We start from the raw sequence: 18,329 nt of genomic DNA on the forward strand, positions 1-18,329 counted from the left end.
TGGGCCGAGGGTTCACGCGTTCCCCGCCTGCCGGCGCTGGACTCCGGCAGGCGGGCATTCCCGCGGAACCTTCCGCGCACTCCAGGGGCGCGCGTGCGTCCTCACCGGCGCGTGATGGGCGAACCCGGCGCGCGTGGGAGCGTATGCGCCACTGCATGACCGGTGCGCCCTGTTGCGGGGCCGCGCCCGGTGCGGGAGGTTGGTCGCGGCTCGCGGCGGTCGCCATCTCGGCGAGTGCGGAGCATGCCTGACGACCGATCATGTGGAGGGCTGTCGCTATGACGTCGAAGATCCTGCTGGTCACCGGTGATGCCGCGGAGTCGTTGGAGGTGTTCTACCCCTACCAGCGGCTGCGCGAGGAGGGCTACCAGGTCGACATCGCAGCGCCGGCGAGGAAGCGGCTGCAGTTCGTGGTCCACGACTTCGTCGACGGTTTCGACACCTACACCGAGAAGCCCGGCTACACCTGGCCCGCGGACATTGCCTTCGCGGACGTGGACCCCGCCGACTACGTCGCGCTGGTCGTCCCCGGCGGCCGGGCGCCCGAGTACCTGCGCAACGACCCCCACGTGCAGCGGATCGTCCGGCACTTCTTCGAGGGCGACAAGCCGGTCGCGCAGATCTGCCACGGACCGCTGGTCTCCGCAGCGGCCGGGGTGCTGTCCGGTCGCCGCAGTGCCGCCTACCCGGCGCTGGAGCCGGACGTGATCGCCGCCGGTGCGCAGTACGTCGACGGCGAGGCCGTCGTGGACGGCGTGGTGGTCTCGGCCCGCGCGTGGCCGGACCACCCGGCGTGGATCCGCGCGTTCGTCGAGGTGCTGCGGGTGAAGGCGCCGCTGTCCTGACCCGCCCCCCGCGCGCGGCCGTCCCCGCGCGCGGCCCCTCCGCCCCCTGGCTCCTCGGCCCGGGGGCGGAGGCGTTTCCCCGGGATTCGTCGGGGTCGGGTACGACCTGAGGGGTAGCGGTCCGCGCGCGGGGATCGGACCCGGGGCGGACACGGCCCGGACCTGAGGCTGACGACCATCGCCGAAGCCGCCGTCAGAGTGTCAGTTATCGGTTTCGGGGCGGGTGTTGGGTAAATCCGCCCGTTCGATCGCGGGAGGGTGGCGGCATGGCGGAAGCGGTGTACGGGCGGCCGGAGCAGTCCGGGGGGCCTTCAGGGCGGGGGAGCGCGGCACGGGAGGCGCGGAGGCGCGGAGCGGCCGTCCGCGCGGTGGCCGTGGTCCTCGCGGGCGCGGGGCTGGTCGGCGCGTTGACCCCGGTCGCCGCGGCGACCGGGGCGCGCGGTGCCCGGCCGGCCGTGGACGGCGCAGCGGTGGCGGTCGCCGGGCCGGAGCCGGTGGCCGAGGCCGCCGGGCGGGCCGACCGGGCGGCCCTGGACGCCGCCGTGCGCGCCATGGTGAGCCCCGGCGGCTCCACCGCCGCCCTGGGCCTGGTCGTCGAGCGCGGCCGCCCGGTCTGGAAGGGCGCGGCCGGTACGGCGGACCTCGCCACCGGCACCCCGGCCTCCCCCGACGGGCAGTTCCGGATCGGCAGCGTGACCAAGACCTTCGTGGCGACGGTCGTCCTGCAGCTCGTCGCCGAGCACCGGGTGGGCCTGGACGACCCGGTGGAGCGCCACCTCCCCGGCCTGGTGCCGAACGGCGGGCAGATCACCGTCCGCCAGCTGCTCGGTCACACCAGCGGCATCTTCAACTACACCGAGGACGCCTCCTTCGCGTTCGAGGAGAGCGAGGGCACGCTGCAGCAGTGGCTCGCCACCGGCCGCTGGCGCTCCTACCAGCCCCGGGAGCTGGTCGCGTTGGCGACGAGCCACCCGGTCTACTTCGCGCCGGGGAAGGGCTGGCACTACTCCAACACCAACTACATCATCGCGGGGATGCTGATCGAACGGCTCACCGGCCGCAGTTGGGCCCAGGAGGTGGAGCGGCGGATCATCCGGCCGCTCGGCCTCTCCGGCACCTCCATGCCGATCGACTCGCCCTTCGTCCCGGGCCCGCACGCCCACGGCTACTACAAGCTGGCCGACGGCCCGGCGGACACGACCCTGCTCAACCCGAGCATGGCCGGCTCGGCCGGCGCCGGCATCTCCACCACGGCCGACCTCACCCGGTTCATCTCGGCGCTCCTCGGCGGACGGCTGCTGGGCCCGGCCGAACTGGCCGAGATGAAGCGGGTCAGCCCCGAGAGCGGGCAGGCCTACGGCCTGGGCCTGCAGCGGACGCCGACCGCGTGCGGCGAGTTCTGGGGCCACGGCGGCGGCATCCCGGGCTACATCACCCTGCTGTACGGCGCGGCCGACGGGAGGCGGCAGTTCGCCGGCTCGGTCAACGCCTACGACCTGTCCGACCCGGCGGCCACCGACACCGCGTTCGAGAACCTGGTCGCCACCGGCGTCTGCGGCGGCCGCCCTCCGGCGGCGCCGGTCCCGGCGGTTCCGCCGGTCGCCCCCGAGGGCGTCCGCGCCGGAACCGGCCCGCTGGCCTGACCGCCCGGCTGCGCCGGCCCCCGGCCCGGCCGGGCCGAGCGGTTTCCGGGCTGCGGTCAGCCCGGCCGAGCGGCTTCCGGGCTGCGGTCCCGGCCGCCACGCGCGATCGGCACAGGCGTGCCCCTCCCCCTCCCCGCCGGCGAGCGCCGGCACCCGGCACGGGGACACCAGCACGGGGACAATCGTTGTGACGGGGCGGAAAGAGGCAAGATCGCCGACGAGGTGTGGCCCATGCACGCGATCACCGACTGGCTGCGCGGCCTGTCCGGCCCGGTCGTGTACGCGGTCGTCGGTGGCATGGTCTTCACCGAGGACGCCCTGTTCTTCAGCTTCTTCATCCCCGGCGAGACCGCGGCCGTCCTCGGCGGCTTCCTCGCCCACCAGGGCCGTGCGTCCCTCGGCTGGATGGTTCTGGTCGTGGTCTGCGCGGCCGTCCTGGGCGACTCCGCCGGCTACGAGATCGGCCGTCACCTCGGGCCGGCCATCCTCCGCACCCGCCCGCTCCGGCGCCACGCGGAGAAGGTCGGCACCGCGCAGGACCTGATCCGCCGGCGCGGGCCGGCCGCCGTCTTCGTCGGCCGTTTCATCGCCTTCTTCCGCCCGTTGGTGCCCTCGCTGGCCGGGATGTCCCGCATGCCCTACCGCCGGTTCCTCTTCTACAACGTCCTCGGCGGGGTCGCCTGGGGCGTGGGCTTCACCCTCCTCGGCTACTTCGCCGGAGCCGCCTACAGCAGGGTGGAGGGCACGGTCGGCCGGATCGCCGCCATCGCGATCGCCGTGATCATCGCCGTCACCCTGCTGGTCTGGTACCGGCGGCGGCACCGTTCCCGGAAGCATGAGCCGTCGGACGGCAGCGGCGGACGGGAGCCCTGACACGGCCGGCCGCCGGGACCGGAAGGTCCTCCTCCGGGCGCTGCCGGGCGAGACGCCGCCGCCGTGGACGATCTCGGACTCGCGTCACAGCGGCCCGCCGGGGCACCATGCAGCCCGAGCCGGAACGCTCCGGACGAAGGCGGAATCCCCCGCCTTCCGACGAGGGGCGGTCGACAGGAGGAGCAGGGATGGCAGAGCCGCTGATCGCCGCAGTCGGGGGCCGGGTGCCGTCGGTGGACCCGACGGCCTTCGTCGCGCCCAACGCCGTGGTGGTGGGGGACGTGACGGTCGCGGCCGGAGCGAGCGTCTGGTACGGCGCGGTGATCCGCGGCGACGCGGAGTCGATCACGGTCGGCGAGGGCAGCAACGTCCAGGACAACTGCACCCTCCACGCCGATCCCGGGTTCCCGCTGGTCGTCGGGGAGCGGATCTCGGTCGGCCACAACGCCGTGCTGCACGGTTGCGTGATCGAGGACGACGTCCTGGTCGGGATGAACTCCACGGTGCTGAACGGCGCCCGGATCGGAGCGGGGTCGCTGGTCGCGGCGGGCGCCGTGGTGCCGCAGGGCATGCAGGTGCCGGCGGGCTCGCTGGTGGCGGGGGTGCCGGCCAAGGTCCGCCGTGAGCTGACCGAGGAGGAGCGGGCCTCGATCAAGCTCAACGGCGAGGGCTACCGCCTGTTGGCCGACGGCCACCGGGAGATCGTGCCGGTGGAGCGTCCGGCCGAGTAACCGGAACGATCGCACGACAGGCCCCGGCGGGCCGGCCCGGTCAGGCCGGTGCACCCGCCGGGGCCGACTCGTTCCGGTCCACCACCGGGGCCGCCGCCGCCCCGTCGGCGCCCCCGTCCGCCGAGGCCGGGGGCCGGCGGTCGGCCGCCCAGGCAGCCAGCGCGATCGCCGCGCCGGAGGCGGCCAAGCCCGAGCCGACCAGGGTGGGAGAGGTCCACCCCAGCCCGGCGTCGAGCGCGAGGCCGCCGAAGTAGGCGCCCTGGGCGTTGGCGAGGTTGAACGCGCCCTGCACCGTCGCCGAGGCGAGCGTGGGGGCGCTGCGCGCCTGCCGCATGACCAGGGTCTGCACGGCCGGGACGATCGCGAAGCCGCACAGGCCGACCAGCACCACCGTCAGCGCCGCCGACCACCGGGCGTGGGCGGTCACCGCGAGCAGCGCCAGCGAGCCGCAGGAGAGCACGAAGGCGGCGCAGACGGTCGGGCGCAGCGCGCGGTCGGCGGCGAAGCCGCCGAGCAGGTTGCCGACGGTCATCCCCACCCCGAACAGGGCCAGCACCAGGGTGACCGATCCGGTGGCGTAGCCGGAGACCTCGGTGAGCAGCGGGGTGATGTAGCTGTAGCAGGCGAAGAAGCCACCGCAGCCGAACACGACGGTCGCCAGCGCGAGCCAGAGCTGTCCGTTGCGGAACGCGCCCAGCTCGTGCCGGAGCCCGCTCCGCGCGGGCGCAGGCAGTTCGGGCACCAGGCGGACGATGGCGGCGGTGCCGGCCGCGGCGATCGCGACCACCACCAGCATCGTCGCCCGCCAGCCGAGGTGCTGGCCGAGCAGGGTGGCGGCGGGGACGCCGACGATGTTGGCCACGGTCAGGCCGGAGAACATCACGGCGACGGCCCGGGCACGCAGGTGCGGGGCGACCAGCTCGGCGGCGGCGACCGCCCCCGCACCGAAGAAGGCCCCGTGCGGGAGTCCGGTGACCAGCCGGGCGGCGGCCAGCGTCCAGAACTCGGGCGCCACCGCGCAGAGCAGGTTGCCGGTCGTGAAGAGGGCGGCCAGGCCGAGGAGGACCGCCTTGCGCCGCCGCCCGGCGGCCAGCGCGGTGAGCAGCGGCGCGCCGATCACCACGCCGACCGCGTAGGCGGAGATCAGCCACCCGGCCTGCGGGATGGAGACGCCGAGGTCGTCGGCGACCTGGGGCAGCAGCCCCATGGCGGCGAATTCGGTGGTTCCGATGGCGAACGCGGTGACGGCCAGGGCGACCAGCGCGAGTGGCAAGGCGGGACTCCGGGGTGACGCCCGCGCGAGGGCAGGGCGGAGCGGGGAGGAGGGCGGACGGCGGGGGATCGAACCGATTGGTTCACGCGGAATCCTAAGCGGGCCGGACGGCGTCCGGCGTGGTGCGGTGACGCCCGGCTGACGGCGGGGGGTCGCCAGTCGTGGCCGCGCGCGCGAAACTGGGGGCATGTGCCGCAGTATCAAGACGCTCCGACCGCCGGTGACGCCCGATGCCACCGACGAGGACTTCCACGCCGCCGCCCTGCAGTACGTGCGGAAGGTGTCCGGCTTCCGGGCCCCGGCGGCGCACAATCGGGAGGCCTTCGACCGGGCCGTGGAGGCCGTCACGGAGGCCACGGCCACGCTGCTCGCCGAGCTGGAGGTGCGGGGCCAGTCCGCCCGTGCCGCCAGGGTCGGCGCCTGACCGGACGCCCGTGCCAGGACCGGCCGGACGCGGTCGTGGCCACCGGCAGAACCGGACCCGGCCGTGACCACCAGCTGAAGGAGATCGGCGATGAACCCCGCGGACCGTTACGCACTCACCTTCCCGGGCACCCCCGGCACGCAGGCCCCGCAGGACGTCGTGGTGGTCACCCGGACGAGTGCGACGGGTCCCGGCGGGCACCCGGTGTACGAGGACGCCAGCGGCATCGTCCGGGCGGAGATCAGCGACGCGGGCGAGGTCCGGATGCTGGCCAGCGGCGGCCACCAGTCGCCGCACTTCCCCGTCCACGCCGAGCCGCTGCCGTAGCTCCCCCGCCGCCGGCGTGCCCGCGACGATTCCGGCCCGAGCGCCCGGCCCCTGCGGCAGAATCGGCGCATGACCACAGCGAGCTGGCAGGGCACGGTCATCGCCGAGAGCGATGACACCACCGTCGTCGAGGGCAACCACTACTTCCCGGCCGAATCCGTGCGCGCCGAATACCTCCGGCCGTCCGACACCACCACGGTCTGTGGCTGGAAGGGCACCGCGGAGTACTACACCGTCCACGTCGACGGCGCGACCAACCCCGACGCGGCCTGGTACTACGCCGACCCGAAGCCCGAGGCGGAGCACGTCCGGGGCCGGATCGCCTTCTGGCGCGGAGTGGAGATCACCGAGTAGGCCGGGCTCCGACGATCCGCGTCGCACGCGGGGCGGGGGGTGCCGGAGGCGCCCGGGGCGTACCGCCCGGCGTCACCGGGTACCCGCAGAGCATGGCCATCTTCAGGAGACCGGGGCGGTCCGGCGAGCCGGAGCCGACCCCCGACCTCATCGCCGGTGAGATCGCCGAGCTGGTCGAGGAACTCGAACGCACGCCCGCCGAGGAGGCCGGGGCCGGCCCGGGCGCGCCGACCGCCGAGGAGCGGGCCGCGCGCGGCCGGCGCCTGGGTGCGGCGCTGGTCGACTCCGTCGCCCGCGCGCTCGCCCGGGGTGCCAAGGGCGGCCGGGCCGCCGCGAAGGGTGCCGCGTACGGTGGGCGGACCATGGCCGACCAGCTGATGCACGCGGCGCCGCGGATCCCCGTCCGGAACCTCGCTGCGCTGCGGGCCCAGCACCCGCGGGCGATCGACGCCGACCAGTTGGCCGACCTGCTGATCACCGGGGCGTCCCGGGCCTCCAGTGCGCTCGGCGCCGGGGTCGGCGCGGCCGCGATGCTGCCCGTGCCGCCTGCGATGCCGGTGGAGATCGTCGCCGAGACCCTGGCCGTGGCGGCCGTCGAGATCAAGCTGCTCGCCGAGCTGCACGAGGCCTACGGCTTCCCGGCGCAGGGGAGCGCCGCCCAGCGCGCCGGTGCCTACCTCGGAGCGTGGGCCAACCGGCGGGGGATCGACGCGACCTCGCTGGTCCGGCCGGCCGGGTTCGCCGCGATGGCGCTCGGGGGCGAGGTGCGCCAGCAGGTCCGCAAGCGGCTCACCCGCAGCACCCTGCGCCGGCTGCCCACACTGATCCCGATGCTGGTCGGCGCGGGCATCGGGGCCACCATCAACCGGCGCGACACCCGCAAACTGGCCCGTGCCGTCCGGCGCGACCTGAGCTCCCGCCGACCGGTCGACGCCGGCTACTGGGCCGCCGCGGCCCCGCCCGTGCGGGGCGAGAAGGGCCCCTGAGCGGCGGCGGGCCCGCCGAGACCGCCGGCGAGCCGCCGACCGTCGGCCCGTTCCGGGCGCCGGCCGGCCCCCGCGGCGGCCCGGCCGGCGCCCGGCACGGACGGGCGGCCCGCCGTGGGGAGCGGGTCACATCCCGGGCGCCGACGGAGCGCCCGCCCCCCTCCCCGCCTTCACGGCGTTGACCATGGCCTGGTGGATCGCCCGGGCGGTGATCTCGTCCCCGGCCGGCACCGGGCTGCCGGCCACGGTGTACCAGTCCAAGGCCCCGGTGTACTGCACGGTCAGGCGGGCCTCGCCGTCCACCCAGGTGGTGTGGACGGTGAGGTCGCCGGAGATCGGTCCGACCTCGGCGGTGGTGACCCCGCCGGGTCCGCTGATGATCGACTGGGTGGTCCAGGTGGCCCACGATGCCCGTGGGTCCGCGGGCGGCTCGGTCGGCCGGCCGCCGGGTGCCGCTGCTGCGCCCTGCTGCTGCTCGCTCATGCGCCCATCCTCCCCCGCGGGGTCGCCGCCGACGCGGCAACGACACCCGCGGTCGCGGAGGCCGCCCGTCGTCGGGCGGCCTCGTGGCAGTTCGTCCGTCGCGGACGGTCAGCTACGGCGCTGGGGGTCGTCCAGCGGTTCGCCCTCCGCCTGCGAGGTGTCCTGCGCGTGCTGGTTCTGCATCGAGGTGATGCCCTCCTCGGGGTCGGCGGCGCGGACGTCCTCCTCGCGGTCGACGCTCACCTCGGACCGTGCGCTCATGTCGGTCATCGCGGGCTCCGTCTCCTCGGCCGGCCGCGGGGCACGCGCCGGCGTCGCCGCGGTGCGCGCGACGCCGCCGCACGGTCCGCCGGACCGGGTCATCTGTCTCGCCCTTCCAGCCTGCCCCCGCGCCCGCCCCGGAGCCAACGGAGCCCGGGGGAGTCGCGAGGGGGGACGCCCGGGGCTCACCAGGTGACCGGGAGCTCCTTCAGACCGTGGATGAGGGAGTCGAAGCGGAAGGCGGGCTCGCGCTCCGGTGCGGCGAGGCGAAGCCCGGGGAGCCGGCGGAAGAGCGTGGCCAGGGCGATCTGCAGCTCCAGCCGGGCGAGCGGCTGACCGAGGCACTGGTGCACGCCGAAGCCGAAGGAGAGGTGGCGCCGGGCGTCGCGGGTCAGGTCCAGCTCGCCGACCGGACGGGTGCCGGGGGCGCCGAACAGCGCCTCGTCCTGGTTGGCGGTGGAGAGCATCGCCACCACGCCCTCGCCGGCCCGGATCAGGGTGCCGCCCAGCTCGACGTCCTCCAGGGCGACCCGCGGCAGGCCGGTGTGGACGATGGTGAGGTGGCGCAGCAGCTCCTCCACCGCGCCGGGCAGCGCCGCCGGGTCGGCGAGCCGGTCGGCCTGCCCGGGGTCGCGGAGCAGCAGCAGGGTGGAGAGCCCGATCATGTTGGCGGTGGTCTCGTGCCCGGCGACCAGCAGGAGCAGCCCGGTGGCGGCGATCTCCCGGAGGCTGAGGTCGTCGCGGGCGACGAGCCGGCTGAGGATGTCCTCGCCGGGCCTGATCCGCTTCCGTGCGGCGAGTCCGCCGAGGTAGTCCATCAGCTCCCGCTGGGCCACGACCACCTGCGCCTCGTCGGCGGTGGTGCTGACGAGCACCCGGCTGAGGTCCTGGAACAGCTGCCGGTCCTCGTACGGGACGCCGAGCATGAGGCAGATGACCAGCGAGGGGACCGGCAGCGCGAAGGCGGCGACCAGGTCGGCGGAGGGGCCGGCGGCGGTCATCCGGTCGAGCGCCTCGTCGACGATCTGCTGGATGTCGGGACGCATCCCGTCCACCCGCCTGACCAGGAAGTCCTCGGTGACCATGCGGCGCAGCCGGGAGTGTTCGGGGTCGTCGAGGCGGACGAACGTGGGGTTGGCGGCGGCGATTTCGCGCCGGCCGGGGAGGAATCCGGGGAAGCCGGGCCGGCCGGCGTCGGCGCTGAACCGGCGGTCGGAGAGCACGGTGCGGACCTCGTGGTAACCGGTGACCAGCCAGCAGGAGGAGCCGTCGCGCATCTCGGCGCGGGTGACCGCCCCCGTGCGGGCGGCCTCGGTGTAGGCGGGCGGCGGGCTGAACGGGCAGCGGCGGTCGTGGGGCGCCGGGAGCAGCGGCGCGGGAGCGGGAGCAGTGGGTGTGCTCGTCAAGGTGGCATCTCCTTGCGTGGCATCGTGCATGGCCGCGGCGTCCGGCTGCGGCGGCGTGGGGAGGACGCGGAGCAGGTCCCGCCGGGCGGGGCGAATCCGGCAGGGGCGAATCCGGTTGCCGATCCGGCGGCGCGGCCGGTGGCGCGCCGGCGCCGGTGCGGCGCGGCCGCCGGCGCAGTCGTGGCCGTGGCGGTCCGGGCTCGCGGACGGTTGGGACTTGCGGACGGTTGGGACTCGCGGACGGTTGGGACTCGCGGGTGGTGGCCGACGACCGGTGGCCGGCGGTGGCTCGGACGTCCGGGTGACTGCCGCGGGCCTATGCGGCGTCGGTCGCCGCGCCGCCCGCGCCGCCCGCCCCGCCGCCCGCCTCGGCCACGGTGATCGCGCCGCCGGGGCAGAGCTCGGCGGCGAGCCGCACGTCGGCGAACTGCGCCGGCGCCGGGGCGGTGGCGCGGAGCCTGACCAGGCCGTCGCGGTCGTCCTGGTCGAAGAACTCCGGCGCGGTCCGGACGCACTGGCCGGAGCTGCAGCAGCGGTCCCGATCGACGCTCACCTGCATGTACGGACACCTCTCAGTGGTGTGGCCCCGGATCGTCCGGGCCGGCCGCCCCCGCTGTTGCTGTCAACCTAGCCGCCACCCCGTCGCACACGAAGGGTGTGTCGCCGCTTCTGCGGAGAATGGCCGATTTCGTGCCGGTACGCGAAACCGCAGGGGCGCAGGGGATTTGAGTGGCCGTCACGCACCGGCGGCGAACGGCACCGGCTGGCAGGCCGGTCGGGCCGTCAGAGCCCCTCCGCCGCGGCGATCTCCCGGACGGTGGCCACGGTGTCGGCCTCGGCGGCGCTCTTGTCGGGCCGGTAGCGGATCACCCGGGCGAAGCGCAGGGCCAGACCGGCGGGGTAGCGGGGGCTGCGCTGGACGCCGTCGAAGGCGATCTCCACCACCAGTTCCGGCCGGACCCGGACGGTGTAGGCGTCGCGTTCGACCTCCCGCGCGAGGAGTTCCGTGGTCTGCCAGGCGAGCGTCTCGTCGGTCAGCCCCTTGAAGGTCTTGCCGAGCATCACCCAGGGGCCGAGACCGGGCTCTCCGGCGGCCCGGGCGCCGAGGTGCAGATTGCTGAGGAAGCCGCGGCGCCGTCCGCTGCCCCACTCGGCGGCCAGCACGACGAGGTCGAGGGTGTGCCGGGGCTTCACCTTGATCCAGCCGGCTCCGCGCCGGCCGGCCGCGTACGGCGCCGCCGGGTCCTTCGCCAGGACTCCCTCGTGGCCGAGCGCCAGGGTGCCGCGGAAGAAGGCCAGCGCCTGGTCCCGGTCCGTGGCCTCGCTGCGCGCAACCCGCAGATCGGCGGGCACCGATTCGGCCAGGGCGGACCACCGTTCCCGGCCCGGCCGGTCGACCAGGTCCTCGCCGTCCCGGTGCAGCAGATCGAAGAAGTAGGCGTTCAGCGGGACTTCGGCCCGGAGCCGGTCGGGGTCCTGCCGGGAGGCGGTCCGGGCGGCGGTGTCCTGGAACGGGCGGGGGCGGCCGTCCGGGCCGAGGGCGATCGCCTCGCCGTCCAGGACGGCCGCGTCGAGCGGCAGCGCGAGGGCCGCCTCCGCGACCTCGGGCACCCGGGCGGTGATGTCGTCCAGGCTGCGGGTGAACACGGCGACCTCCCGGCCGTCCCGGTGGACCTGGACGCGGATGCCGTCCAGCTTCCACTCCAGCGCGGCCCGGTCGATCCGGTCCAGGGCGGATCCGACGTCCGGCGCGGACGCGGCCAGCATCGGCCGGACCGGGCGGCCGACCTCCAGCCGGAAGGCGTCCAGCGCGGGCCGGCCGCCGGTGAGCGCGGCCGCCGCGACCGCGCGGGCCGAGCCGCGGAACATCAGCGCCCGCCGCACCGCCGCCGCGGGCACGCCCGCGGCCTGGGCGACGGCGTCCGCCACCACCGCGTCCAGCGCGCCCTGGCGCAGATCGCCGACCAGGACCGCCCGGAGGAAGGCCTGCTCGACGTCGGTGGCCCGTTCGAAGAGTTCACCGAGCAGGCGGCGCCGCTCGGCCTGCGCCCCGGCGCCGTGCACCGCCGCGATGGTCTCGAGCGCCAGCTCGGTCTCCCGCACGCCCAGCGACGGCGCGGCGGCGGGCGGCGGCAGGTCCCGGAGGGAGGCTGGGCCGACGCCGGTGCGCAGCCGGTGTGACTCGCCGGAGAGCAGAGCCACCGCGGACGGCGCCTCGGCCGGGCCGAGCTCGCGCAGGCAGTCGGCGAGCAAGGTGGTCTTGGTCCGGCGACCGGGCTCACCGGCGACGGCGCGGGAGGTCAGGGCCAGGTTCCGGAGCTGCATGGGGGCTCCTCGGGGAGGGCGTGCCGGGCGCGGGGAGCACCAGCATCGGCGACCGGCCCGGCGCGGGCCGGGAGGACACGCCCCGCCGGTCGGTCCGGGCGGCGCGGCGTACGCCGCGGGGCCGGGCGGCGGACCCGGGGCGGGTGGTCTCCCGACAACCGCCGCTCCGGAGCGAAGCCGTGGCGGACTTGTCCACGGCGTCGATCCGGCCCGGAGCCGACGGACCGTCATGCTGGCGCAACGCCGGGTGCGCCGCACGGCCGCGCCCGGCGGTGACCCTGCTGCCGCCCGACGACCGGAGGCCGAGAGATGACGCCCGTGACCCCGACTCCAGCCCCTGCCGCGCCCGCTGCCTCTGCCCCCGCCCCCGCCGGCGCCCCCGCCGGCGCCGCCGTGGACCGGTGGACCGTCGACGAGCCCGCGGCGGGCGACTTGGCCGCCTGGCGCCGGCTGTTCCAGGCGTACTGCGAGTTCTACCGGGTACCGATGCCGCCGGAGAAGGCCGAGCTGGTCTGGTCCTGGCTGACCGATCCGGCGCACGAACTGGACGGCCTGCTGGTCCGTGACACCGACGGCACACCGGTCGGCCTGGCGCACTACCGGCCGTTCTCCCGGCCGTTGCACGGCGCGGTCGGTGGTTACCTCGACGATCTGTTCGTCCACCCGGACGTGCGCGGCGGCGGCGCGGTGGACGCCCTGCTCGCCCGCCTGCGCGAGATCGCCGCGGAGCGCGGCTGGAACGTGGTGCGGTGGATCACCGCCGACGACAACCACCGGGCGCGCAGCAAGTACGACCAGGTGGCCACCCGGACGATGTTCGTCACCTACGACATGGCGCCGGCGGCGGGCTGAGCGGGCGGGCGGGCAGCGCCGTCCCGGTCGGTCGCCCGGTCGGTCGCCCGGTCGGGCCGCCCGCTTCCGGCTCCGCCGAGCCGGGGACGTCGCCGGGCGGTGCGGGTAGAGTGCGCCAACCGGAGTGCACCAACCGGTAATCGGATCATCGGAATTTCGTTCGTACTTTCTGTTATCCGAACCCGGGCCGGGTGGTCTCCCATGTGTCGGCATCCGCAGCGGCCGATCGGACGCCCCGAACACAGGAAGTGTGCCCAGGTGAACAGCGAAGACAGGACGACCATCCTCCCCGCGTCCGGCCGCGGTGCCGCGGACGGCGGACGAGTCGCGAGCCGCGCTGCCGACCGGCGCGCCGGCCGGGGGCGGCGCGGGCGCCGGCGCGGCGGGGTCGGGCCGGTCGTGGCCGTGGTCGCCGCGGTGGCCGGCACGGGCGTGGTCGCGGCGCTCGCCGGTGCCGGGTTCGGCGTCTACACCGGTGCCACCGGGGACCGCGACGAACGGGCCGCCGTGGTGTTCGAACCGCAGATCGCGGCCGAGGCCGGCGACCACGACGGGATCCAGGTCCCGGGAGCCGGCGGCGGGGACCCGACCATGGCGGGAGGCCCGAGCGGAGCCCCGGGTGGAACCGACGAGGCGCACGCCGCCACCGCCGACCCCGCGTCCCCGGGCGCCACCGCGACCGCCACCGGCTCGCCGACCGCGACCACCTCGACGAAGGCCTCCGCCACGCCGTCGGCGACCGGCCCGACGGCTTCCGCCTCGGGCAAGGCGAGCACGGCCCCGAGGACCTCGGCGACCACGACGACGGCGGGCCGCACCACCCAGGCCGCTCCGCCGGCGGGCAGCGCGGGTGGGGGCAGCGGCGGCGGTGGGGCGTCGGGCGACTACGCCCAGCAGGTGGTGGACCTGGTCAACGCCGAGCGGGCCAAGGCGGGCTGCGGCCCGGTCACCGCCGAGTCCCGGCTGGCCACCGCGGCCCAGAACCACAGCGAGGACATGGCCAACCGGAACTACTTCGACCACGCCAGCCCCGAGGGCTACCACGCCGACCACCGGATCGAGGCCACCGGCTACCGGTGGAGCAGCTGGGGCGAGAACATCGCCCGCGGCCAGAAGGACCCGGCCGCCGTCATGAACGCGTGGATGAACAGCTCGGGCCACCGCGCCAACATCCTCAACTGCTCGTTCAAGCAGATCGGCGTCGGCGTGCGGACCGGCTCCGGCGGCCCCTGGTGGACCCAGGTCTTCGCCGTCCCGGCCTGATCCCGGCCCCCACCGGCCGGTCCCCGACCGCCTACCGCCGTCCTCGCCGCCGACCACCCCCGGCCGACCGCCGTCGCTGCCCGCTCGCCGCTCGCCCGGGGCCGTCCCCCCCTCTTCCGCCACTGCGTCGTCACGTGCCGCCCACCCGTCCACCACGATCCCCGCATCATCCCGACCCACGTGGCGGACCCGTCCGGAAGCCGCCGGCGGGCCCGTTGACGGCCCGTTTTCCGAATCCGCGCAAATTGTTGTTATCTGAGCACTCCTCCGGAGGTCTCCGAGGAGGCAGCGGCGGACGGAACACGGCAAGACGGAGTGCGGACCCATGAACGTTGACGTGCAGAACCGGACCGGGACGACCCTTGTGCTGGCGGCCCAGGCAGGCGACCGGCAGGCCAAGGAGGCGCTGGTCGCCACCTGGCTGCCCCTCGTCTACAACGTCGCCGGACGTGCGATGGACGGGCACGCCGACGTCGACGACGTCGCGCAGGAGACCATGATCCGCGCGCTCGACGGCCTCGGCGGGCTGCGCGACCCGGAGTCGTTCCGCTCCTGGCTGGTCGCGATCACCATGAACCAGGTCCGCCGCCGCTTCACGGGCCAGCAGCAGAGCCCGGTCGGTGGCCTGGACGAGAGCTGGGAGGTCGTCGACCCCCGGGCCGACTTCACCGACCTCACCATCCTGAGGCTCGGCCTGTCCGGGCAGCGGCGGGAGACGGCCGAGGCCACCCGCTGGCTGGACCCGGACGACCGCGAGCTGCTCGCCCTGTGGTGGCTGGAGGCGTCCGGTGAGCTCACCCGGGCCGAGCTGGCCGAGGCGCTCGACCTGACGCCGCAGCACGCGGCCGTCCGGGTCCAGCGGATGAAGAAGCAGCTGGAGGCGGGCCGGGTCGTCGTCCGGGCGCTGACGGCCTACCCGCGCTGCCCCGAGCTGGCCGAGGTGACGACCGGTTGGGACGGCACGCCCAACTCGGTCTGGCGCAAGCGGATAGCCCGGCACATCCGCGGCTGCGCCCGCTGTGACCGGCTGGGCCGCGACCTCTTCCCCGCCGAGGGGTTGCTGGCCGGCCTCGCGCTGGTGCCCGTGCCGACGGACATGCCCATCACCCTGCCCTTCCACCCCACGGCCGGGACGGGTAACGCCGCCGGCTCGCACGGGGGCGGCTCGGCCCCCGGGGCGTCCAACGCCGGCGGCCCGGGTGACGGCGGCGCCGGTGCCGGGAGCGCCGGCCACGGCGGCGGGCAGGCGGCCGGTGCTCCGGCCGGCCCGGGGGGCGGCGGGATCCGGGGCGGCCTGGCGCGGCGGAAGGCCGCCGTCGCGGGCGGCACGGCGGCGGTCCTCGCGGTCGCGACCCTCGCCCTGGTCTGGCCGAGCAGCCGGCAGCCCGAGCAGGCCGCGCCCGAACCCAGCGTCCCCACGACCGTGCCGGACGCCCTGCCGACCGCCACGCCGGCCGCGCTTCCGGTCCCGGAGCCGACGGTGACCGAGACGCCGACGCCGGCCCCGGTGGTCACCCCGCCGCCGGTGACCACCACGCCCACGGTCACGCCCACTCCGACTCCCACGCCGTCACCCACGGCGACGCGCTCGACGCCGCCCTCCCCGGAGCGGCAGCTCGTGGACCTGGTCAACGCCGAGCGGGCCAAGGCCGGCTGCGGCCCGCTGCGGATCGACCCGAAGCTGCACACGGCCGCCCAGAAGCACGCGGACGACATGGTGGCCCGCGGCTTCTTCGACCACGTCAACCCGGACGGCGTCCGTGCCGACGCCCGGATCAGCGCCGCCGGCTACAAGTGGTCGCAGTGGGGCGAGAACCTCGATCGCGGACCGACCGCTCCGTCCACGGTCTTCTCCCACTGGATGGACGGCGGGATCCACCAGTCCAACATGCTGGAGTGCGGCTTCAAGGACGTCGGCATCGGCGTGGCCTCCGGCCCGGCGGGCCTCCTGTGGACCCAGGACCTGGGCAACCAGCTCGGCTAGCCGGACGGGGCCCGGCGGCGCAGGCACGGTCCGGCCCGCGGTCCGGACCGGCTCGGGCCGCCCGGGACCGTCACCGGAGCGACCCGGACCGCGCGGCCGGCGGGTGAGCCCCGGTCAGACCGGCAGGCCGACCAGGCCGTCCGCCTGACCCGTGACGTGGCTGGTCGCGTTGCCGACCACGCCCCCGGCGTCGCCGACCTGCCCCTGGACGGCGTCCGGAGCCGAGGTGACCGTCCCGCCCTGCTGGAGCGGGCCGGTCAGGTCGCCCTGTCCGCCGACCGCGCTCGCGTGCGCGCTGGGAGCGGTGAGGGAGGCCACGACGCCCACGGCGAGCGAGGCGACGGCGAGCATGCTGCGCTTCTTCATGCCCCGTCCAACGAGGCTCCGCCACCCGGGTCACGGGTGCCGAGTGGGCGGGTGACGGCGGGTTTCCGGTGGCGAGTGGCATGAGAGGGCGGTGGGATGGGGAAGGGTCGGGGGGCAAATCCGGCAAACCATCGCACTTCGCCGGAGTGAACCAGGTGCGCGGATGCTCCCCGCTCCGCGCCCGCCGAGGCAACCGCGACAAGAAGGGCATCCGATGTACGCAGCCGAGCTCACGCCGACCGTCCTCGCCGAGCTGCGCCGCCCCCGGCGCTACCCGGCCGTCTCCGTCCTGCTGCCCACCCACCGCAGGGAGCCGGACAACTCCCAGGACCCGGTGCGACTGCGGAACCTGGTCGCCGAGGCCAAGAACCGGCTGCACGCCGACGAGGCCGTCTCCCGGGCCGACCGGCTCGACGTGGTCGACCAGCTGGACCGGGCCATGCGCGAGGTCGACCTGGTGCACGCGGAGGACGGCCTGGCGATCTTCGCGGCGCCCGGCGAGTTCCAGGTGTGGTCGCTGCCGCGCACCGTGCCCGCCCGCGTGGTGCTCTCCGAGACCTTCCTGACCCGCAACCTGGTCTCCGCGTACATCGCCGGCGCGCCGTACTGGGTGCTCACGGTGGCCGCCGACCGGGTCGCGCTGTTCGGCGGGACCGGGCCGCGGCTGGTCGAGCACACGGCGGGCCGGTTCCCGCTCGACCAGGTCCTGCCGGACTGGGACGTCGAGCGCCAGGAGCAGATCGGCGACGTGCCCAGCACCTTCCGCGACGAGGAGACCCGGCGCTTCCTGCGCCACGCGGACACCGCGCTCACGGCCGTGCTGGAGGCCGACCCGCGCCCGCTGTACGTGCTCGGCGAGGCCGCCGCGCTGGCGCTGCTGGACGAGGTGGGCACCGCGGTGAAGCGCGCCACGGCCCAGGTGCCGCGCGGCGGCCTCGGGCACGCCGCGGCCGCCGCCGTCGCCGAGGCCGTCCGGCCGACGGTGGCCCAGCAGGGGCAGCGCGCCGTCGCGGAGGTGCACAAGCGCCTCGACCAGGCGCGCAGCGACAAGGCGCTGGCCAGCGGCATCGACGAGGTCTGGCAGAGCGTCACCCTGGGCCGGGTGGCGCTGCTGGCGGTCGAGGAGGACTACTGGGAGCCCGTCAGGGTGGCGGACAACCACCTGGTGCCCGCCGACGCCGGCGAGCCCGACGTCCGCGAGGACATGGTCGACGAGATCGTGGAGCGGGCCCTGGACACCGGTGCCACGGTGCGGTTCGTGCCCGCCGGCGAGCTCGCGGACGGCGGCCGGATCGCCGCCGTCCTGCGCTACTGATCGCCTCCTGATCCCGTCGGGCCGCGGCCGGGCCCCCGCTCGTCAGCGGTAGAACGTCCGCCCGGCCGCGCCCGAGGAGACCGACCAGACCTCGCTGATCCGGCCGGCCGTGATCCGCAGGGTGTCCGTCCCGCTGCGGGCGACCGTCCCGCCCCCCTCGTCCGTGAACTCGGCGAGGTACGGCCGGGCCACCGCCCCGGACGGCAGGCCGTCGACCAGTGCGAGGTCCACCACCGCCACCCCCTCGGCCCGGAACCGCAGGCCGGGACGGCGGCCGTGCCACCCGGCTATCAGGGCGGCGAGCTGCTGCGGCTCCCGTGCCTCGTCGAAGGCCTCGGTGCCCGCCTGGGCGTACCGCAGCGTGAACTCCGGGGCCATGATCTGCGCAGCGAGCCCCGTCTCGCCGTTCCACATCGCCGTCCAGCGCTCGTAGGCCTCCACCCCGAAGCGCCGCAGCTCCTCGTCCATCCCCGTCCCCCGCTCTCGATCGTGCTCGATCCCGACGTCTGCGACGGTAGCAAGGGGCAGTGACAATCCGACCCGGCGGCCCGTGCCCGTCGTGCGCCGCGCCGCCCGCCGGTGCCCGTCCTGCGTCGTTGCCTGGCGGGAAGCGCCGCG

Annotated in this window: 20 protein-coding genes; 12 read left to right on the forward strand and 8 right to left on the reverse strand. The window is 75.8% G+C overall.

What is annotated here, in order from left to right; genetic code table 11:
• Positions 1–278 precede the first annotated feature (278 nt).
• From MCM47_RS05545 to MCM47_RS05560, 4 genes are all read left to right on the forward strand, one after another.
• Entirely contained in the window at positions 279–845 is a 567-nt protein-coding gene (locus tag MCM47_RS05545; RefSeq protein WP_238859110.1) for a DJ-1/PfpI family protein, read from the forward strand.
• Between the two features lie 368 nt (positions 846–1,213).
• A complete protein-coding gene (locus MCM47_RS05550; protein ID WP_238859121.1) occupies positions 1,214–2,488 on the forward strand; it encodes a serine hydrolase in 1,275 nt (424 codons plus the stop codon).
• Positions 2,489–2,719: 231 nt separating this feature from the next.
• On the forward strand, positions 2,720–3,361 hold the full coding sequence (locus tag MCM47_RS05555) for a DedA family protein (RefSeq protein WP_238859123.1): 642 nt from the start codon (positions 2,720–2,722) through the stop codon (positions 3,359–3,361).
• A gap of 188 nt (positions 3,362–3,549) precedes the next feature.
• The gene (locus MCM47_RS05560) at positions 3,550–4,092 is read left to right on the forward strand and encodes a gamma carbonic anhydrase family protein (protein ID WP_238859125.1); all 543 of its coding nucleotides are present in this window, start codon (positions 3,550–3,552) and stop codon (positions 4,090–4,092) included.
• Between the two features lie 40 nt (positions 4,093–4,132).
• Here MCM47_RS05560 and MCM47_RS05565 read toward each other — a convergent pair whose 3' ends face one another.
• Complete coding sequence (locus MCM47_RS05565; protein WP_238859127.1) at positions 4,133–5,365, reverse strand: MFS transporter; 1,233 nt, start codon at positions 5,363–5,365, stop codon at positions 4,133–4,135.
• 187 nt (positions 5,366–5,552) lie between these two features.
• On the opposite strand from MCM47_RS05565, the gene MCM47_RS05570 reads away from it, so the two are divergent.
• The 4 genes from MCM47_RS05570 to MCM47_RS05585 all read left to right on the forward strand — a co-directional run bounded on the left by MCM47_RS05570 (position 5,553) and on the right by MCM47_RS05585 (position 7,456).
• Complete coding sequence (locus MCM47_RS05570) at positions 5,553–5,789, forward strand: DUF2277 domain-containing protein (RefSeq protein WP_238859129.1); 237 nt, start codon at positions 5,553–5,555, stop codon at positions 5,787–5,789.
• 90 nt (positions 5,790–5,879) lie between these two features.
• Positions 5,880–6,116 (forward strand): DUF6296 family protein, encoded by a 237-nt coding sequence (locus MCM47_RS05575; protein ID WP_238859131.1) that lies wholly within the window; start codon positions 5,880–5,882, stop codon positions 6,114–6,116.
• A 69-nt stretch (positions 6,117–6,185) separates the two neighbouring features.
• Entirely contained in the window at positions 6,186–6,470 is a 285-nt protein-coding gene (locus MCM47_RS05580) for a DUF427 domain-containing protein (protein WP_238859133.1), read from the forward strand.
• A 92-nt stretch (positions 6,471–6,562) separates the two neighbouring features.
• On the forward strand, positions 6,563–7,456 hold the full coding sequence (locus tag MCM47_RS05585) for a hypothetical protein (RefSeq protein ID WP_238859135.1): 894 nt from the start codon (positions 6,563–6,565) through the stop codon (positions 7,454–7,456).
• Positions 7,457–7,582: 126 nt separating this feature from the next.
• Here the strand turns inward: MCM47_RS05585 and MCM47_RS05590 are convergent, their stop codons facing one another.
• From MCM47_RS05590 to MCM47_RS05610, 5 genes are all read right to left on the reverse strand, one after another.
• Positions 7,583–7,939: a hypothetical protein gene (locus MCM47_RS05590; RefSeq protein ID WP_238859137.1), complete on the reverse strand. Its 357-nt coding sequence runs from the start codon at positions 7,937–7,939 to the stop codon at positions 7,583–7,585.
• A 108-nt stretch (positions 7,940–8,047) separates the two neighbouring features.
• The gene (locus tag MCM47_RS05595; protein ID WP_238859139.1) at positions 8,048–8,209 is read right to left on the reverse strand and encodes a hypothetical protein; all 162 of its coding nucleotides are present in this window, start codon (positions 8,207–8,209) and stop codon (positions 8,048–8,050) included.
• Between the two features lie 176 nt (positions 8,210–8,385).
• Positions 8,386–9,636, reverse strand: a complete 1,251-nt coding sequence (locus MCM47_RS05600) for a cytochrome P450 (protein ID WP_374209079.1) — start codon at positions 9,634–9,636, stop codon at positions 8,386–8,388.
• A 286-nt stretch (positions 9,637–9,922) separates the two neighbouring features.
• Positions 9,923–10,165 carry a ferredoxin gene (locus MCM47_RS05605; protein ID WP_238859144.1) on the reverse strand — a complete coding sequence of 81 codons (243 nt, stop codon included), beginning with the start codon at positions 10,163–10,165 and terminating at the stop codon, positions 9,923–9,925.
• Positions 10,166–10,389: 224 nt separating this feature from the next.
• A complete protein-coding gene (locus MCM47_RS05610; RefSeq protein WP_238859146.1) occupies positions 10,390–11,931 on the reverse strand; it encodes an ATP-dependent DNA ligase in 1,542 nt (513 codons plus the stop codon).
• A 309-nt stretch (positions 11,932–12,240) separates the two neighbouring features.
• Here MCM47_RS05610 and MCM47_RS05615 point away from each other — a divergent pair, with 309 nt between their 5' ends.
• From MCM47_RS05615 to MCM47_RS05625, 3 genes are all read left to right on the forward strand, one after another.
• On the forward strand, positions 12,241–12,783 hold the full coding sequence (locus MCM47_RS05615; protein ID WP_238859148.1) for a GNAT family N-acetyltransferase: 543 nt from the start codon (positions 12,241–12,243) through the stop codon (positions 12,781–12,783).
• 258 nt (positions 12,784–13,041) lie between these two features.
• Positions 13,042–14,046 carry a CAP domain-containing protein gene (locus MCM47_RS05620; protein ID WP_238859150.1) on the forward strand — a complete coding sequence of 335 codons (1,005 nt, stop codon included), beginning with the start codon at positions 13,042–13,044 and terminating at the stop codon, positions 14,044–14,046.
• Positions 14,047–14,371: 325 nt separating this feature from the next.
• Positions 14,372–16,030, forward strand: coding sequence for a sigma-70 family RNA polymerase sigma factor (locus MCM47_RS05625; RefSeq protein ID WP_238859152.1), 1,659 nt, complete (start codon positions 14,372–14,374; stop codon positions 16,028–16,030).
• 114 nt (positions 16,031–16,144) lie between these two features.
• Here MCM47_RS05625 and MCM47_RS05630 read toward each other — a convergent pair whose 3' ends face one another.
• Positions 16,145–16,396 (reverse strand): hypothetical protein, encoded by a 252-nt coding sequence (locus tag MCM47_RS05630; RefSeq protein ID WP_238859154.1) that lies wholly within the window; start codon positions 16,394–16,396, stop codon positions 16,145–16,147.
• Between the two features lie 214 nt (positions 16,397–16,610).
• Between MCM47_RS05630 and MCM47_RS05635 the strand changes: the two genes are divergently transcribed.
• Positions 16,611–17,711, forward strand: a complete 1,101-nt coding sequence (locus MCM47_RS05635; protein ID WP_238859157.1) for a chemotaxis protein — start codon at positions 16,611–16,613, stop codon at positions 17,709–17,711.
• Between the two features lie 42 nt (positions 17,712–17,753).
• Here the strand turns inward: MCM47_RS05635 and MCM47_RS05640 are convergent, their stop codons facing one another.
• A complete protein-coding gene (locus MCM47_RS05640) occupies positions 17,754–18,179 on the reverse strand; it encodes a hypothetical protein (protein WP_238859159.1) in 426 nt (141 codons plus the stop codon).
• Positions 18,180–18,329 lie beyond the last annotated feature (150 nt).

It is taken from the genome of Kitasatospora sp. A2-31 (assembly GCF_022288725.1).
Classification (GTDB): Bacteria; Actinomycetota; Actinomycetes; order Streptomycetales; family Streptomycetaceae; genus Kitasatospora.

Coding starts and splice junctions, on each gene's coding strand:
- MCM47_RS05545 (WP_238859110.1), top strand. CDS start 279: ATGACGTCGAAGATCCTGCTGGTCACCGGTGATGCCGCGGAGTCGTTG.
- MCM47_RS05555 (WP_238859123.1), top strand. CDS start 2,720: ATGCACGCGATCACCGACTGGCTGCGCGGCCTGTCCGGCCCGGTCGTG.
- MCM47_RS05560 (WP_238859125.1), top strand. CDS start 3,550: ATGGCAGAGCCGCTGATCGCCGCAGTCGGGGGCCGGGTGCCGTCGGTG.
- MCM47_RS05570 (WP_238859129.1), top strand. CDS start 5,553: ATGTGCCGCAGTATCAAGACGCTCCGACCGCCGGTGACGCCCGATGCC.
- MCM47_RS05575 (WP_238859131.1), top strand. CDS start 5,880: ATGAACCCCGCGGACCGTTACGCACTCACCTTCCCGGGCACCCCCGGC.
- MCM47_RS05580 (WP_238859133.1), top strand. CDS start 6,186: ATGACCACAGCGAGCTGGCAGGGCACGGTCATCGCCGAGAGCGATGAC.
- MCM47_RS05585 (WP_238859135.1), top strand. CDS start 6,563: ATGGCCATCTTCAGGAGACCGGGGCGGTCCGGCGAGCCGGAGCCGACC.
- MCM47_RS05590 (WP_238859137.1), bottom strand. CDS start 7,939: ATGAGCGAGCAGCAGCAGGGCGCAGCAGCGGCACCCGGCGGCCGGCCG.
- MCM47_RS05595 (WP_238859139.1), bottom strand. CDS start 8,209: ATGACCGACATGAGCGCACGGTCCGAGGTGAGCGTCGACCGCGAGGAG.
- MCM47_RS05600 (WP_374209079.1), bottom strand. CDS start 9,636: ATGCACGATGCCACGCAAGGAGATGCCACCTTGACGAGCACACCCACT.
- MCM47_RS05605 (WP_238859144.1), bottom strand. CDS start 10,165: ATGCAGGTGAGCGTCGATCGGGACCGCTGCTGCAGCTCCGGCCAGTGC.
- MCM47_RS05610 (WP_238859146.1), bottom strand. CDS start 11,931: ATGCAGCTCCGGAACCTGGCCCTGACCTCCCGCGCCGTCGCCGGTGAG.
- MCM47_RS05615 (WP_238859148.1), top strand. CDS start 12,241: ATGACGCCCGTGACCCCGACTCCAGCCCCTGCCGCGCCCGCTGCCTCT.
- MCM47_RS05625 (WP_238859152.1), top strand. CDS start 14,372: ATGAACGTTGACGTGCAGAACCGGACCGGGACGACCCTTGTGCTGGCG.
- MCM47_RS05630 (WP_238859154.1), bottom strand. CDS start 16,396: ATGAAGAAGCGCAGCATGCTCGCCGTCGCCTCGCTCGCCGTGGGCGTC.
- MCM47_RS05635 (WP_238859157.1), top strand. CDS start 16,611: ATGTACGCAGCCGAGCTCACGCCGACCGTCCTCGCCGAGCTGCGCCGC.
- MCM47_RS05640 (WP_238859159.1), bottom strand. CDS start 18,179: ATGGACGAGGAGCTGCGGCGCTTCGGGGTGGAGGCCTACGAGCGCTGG.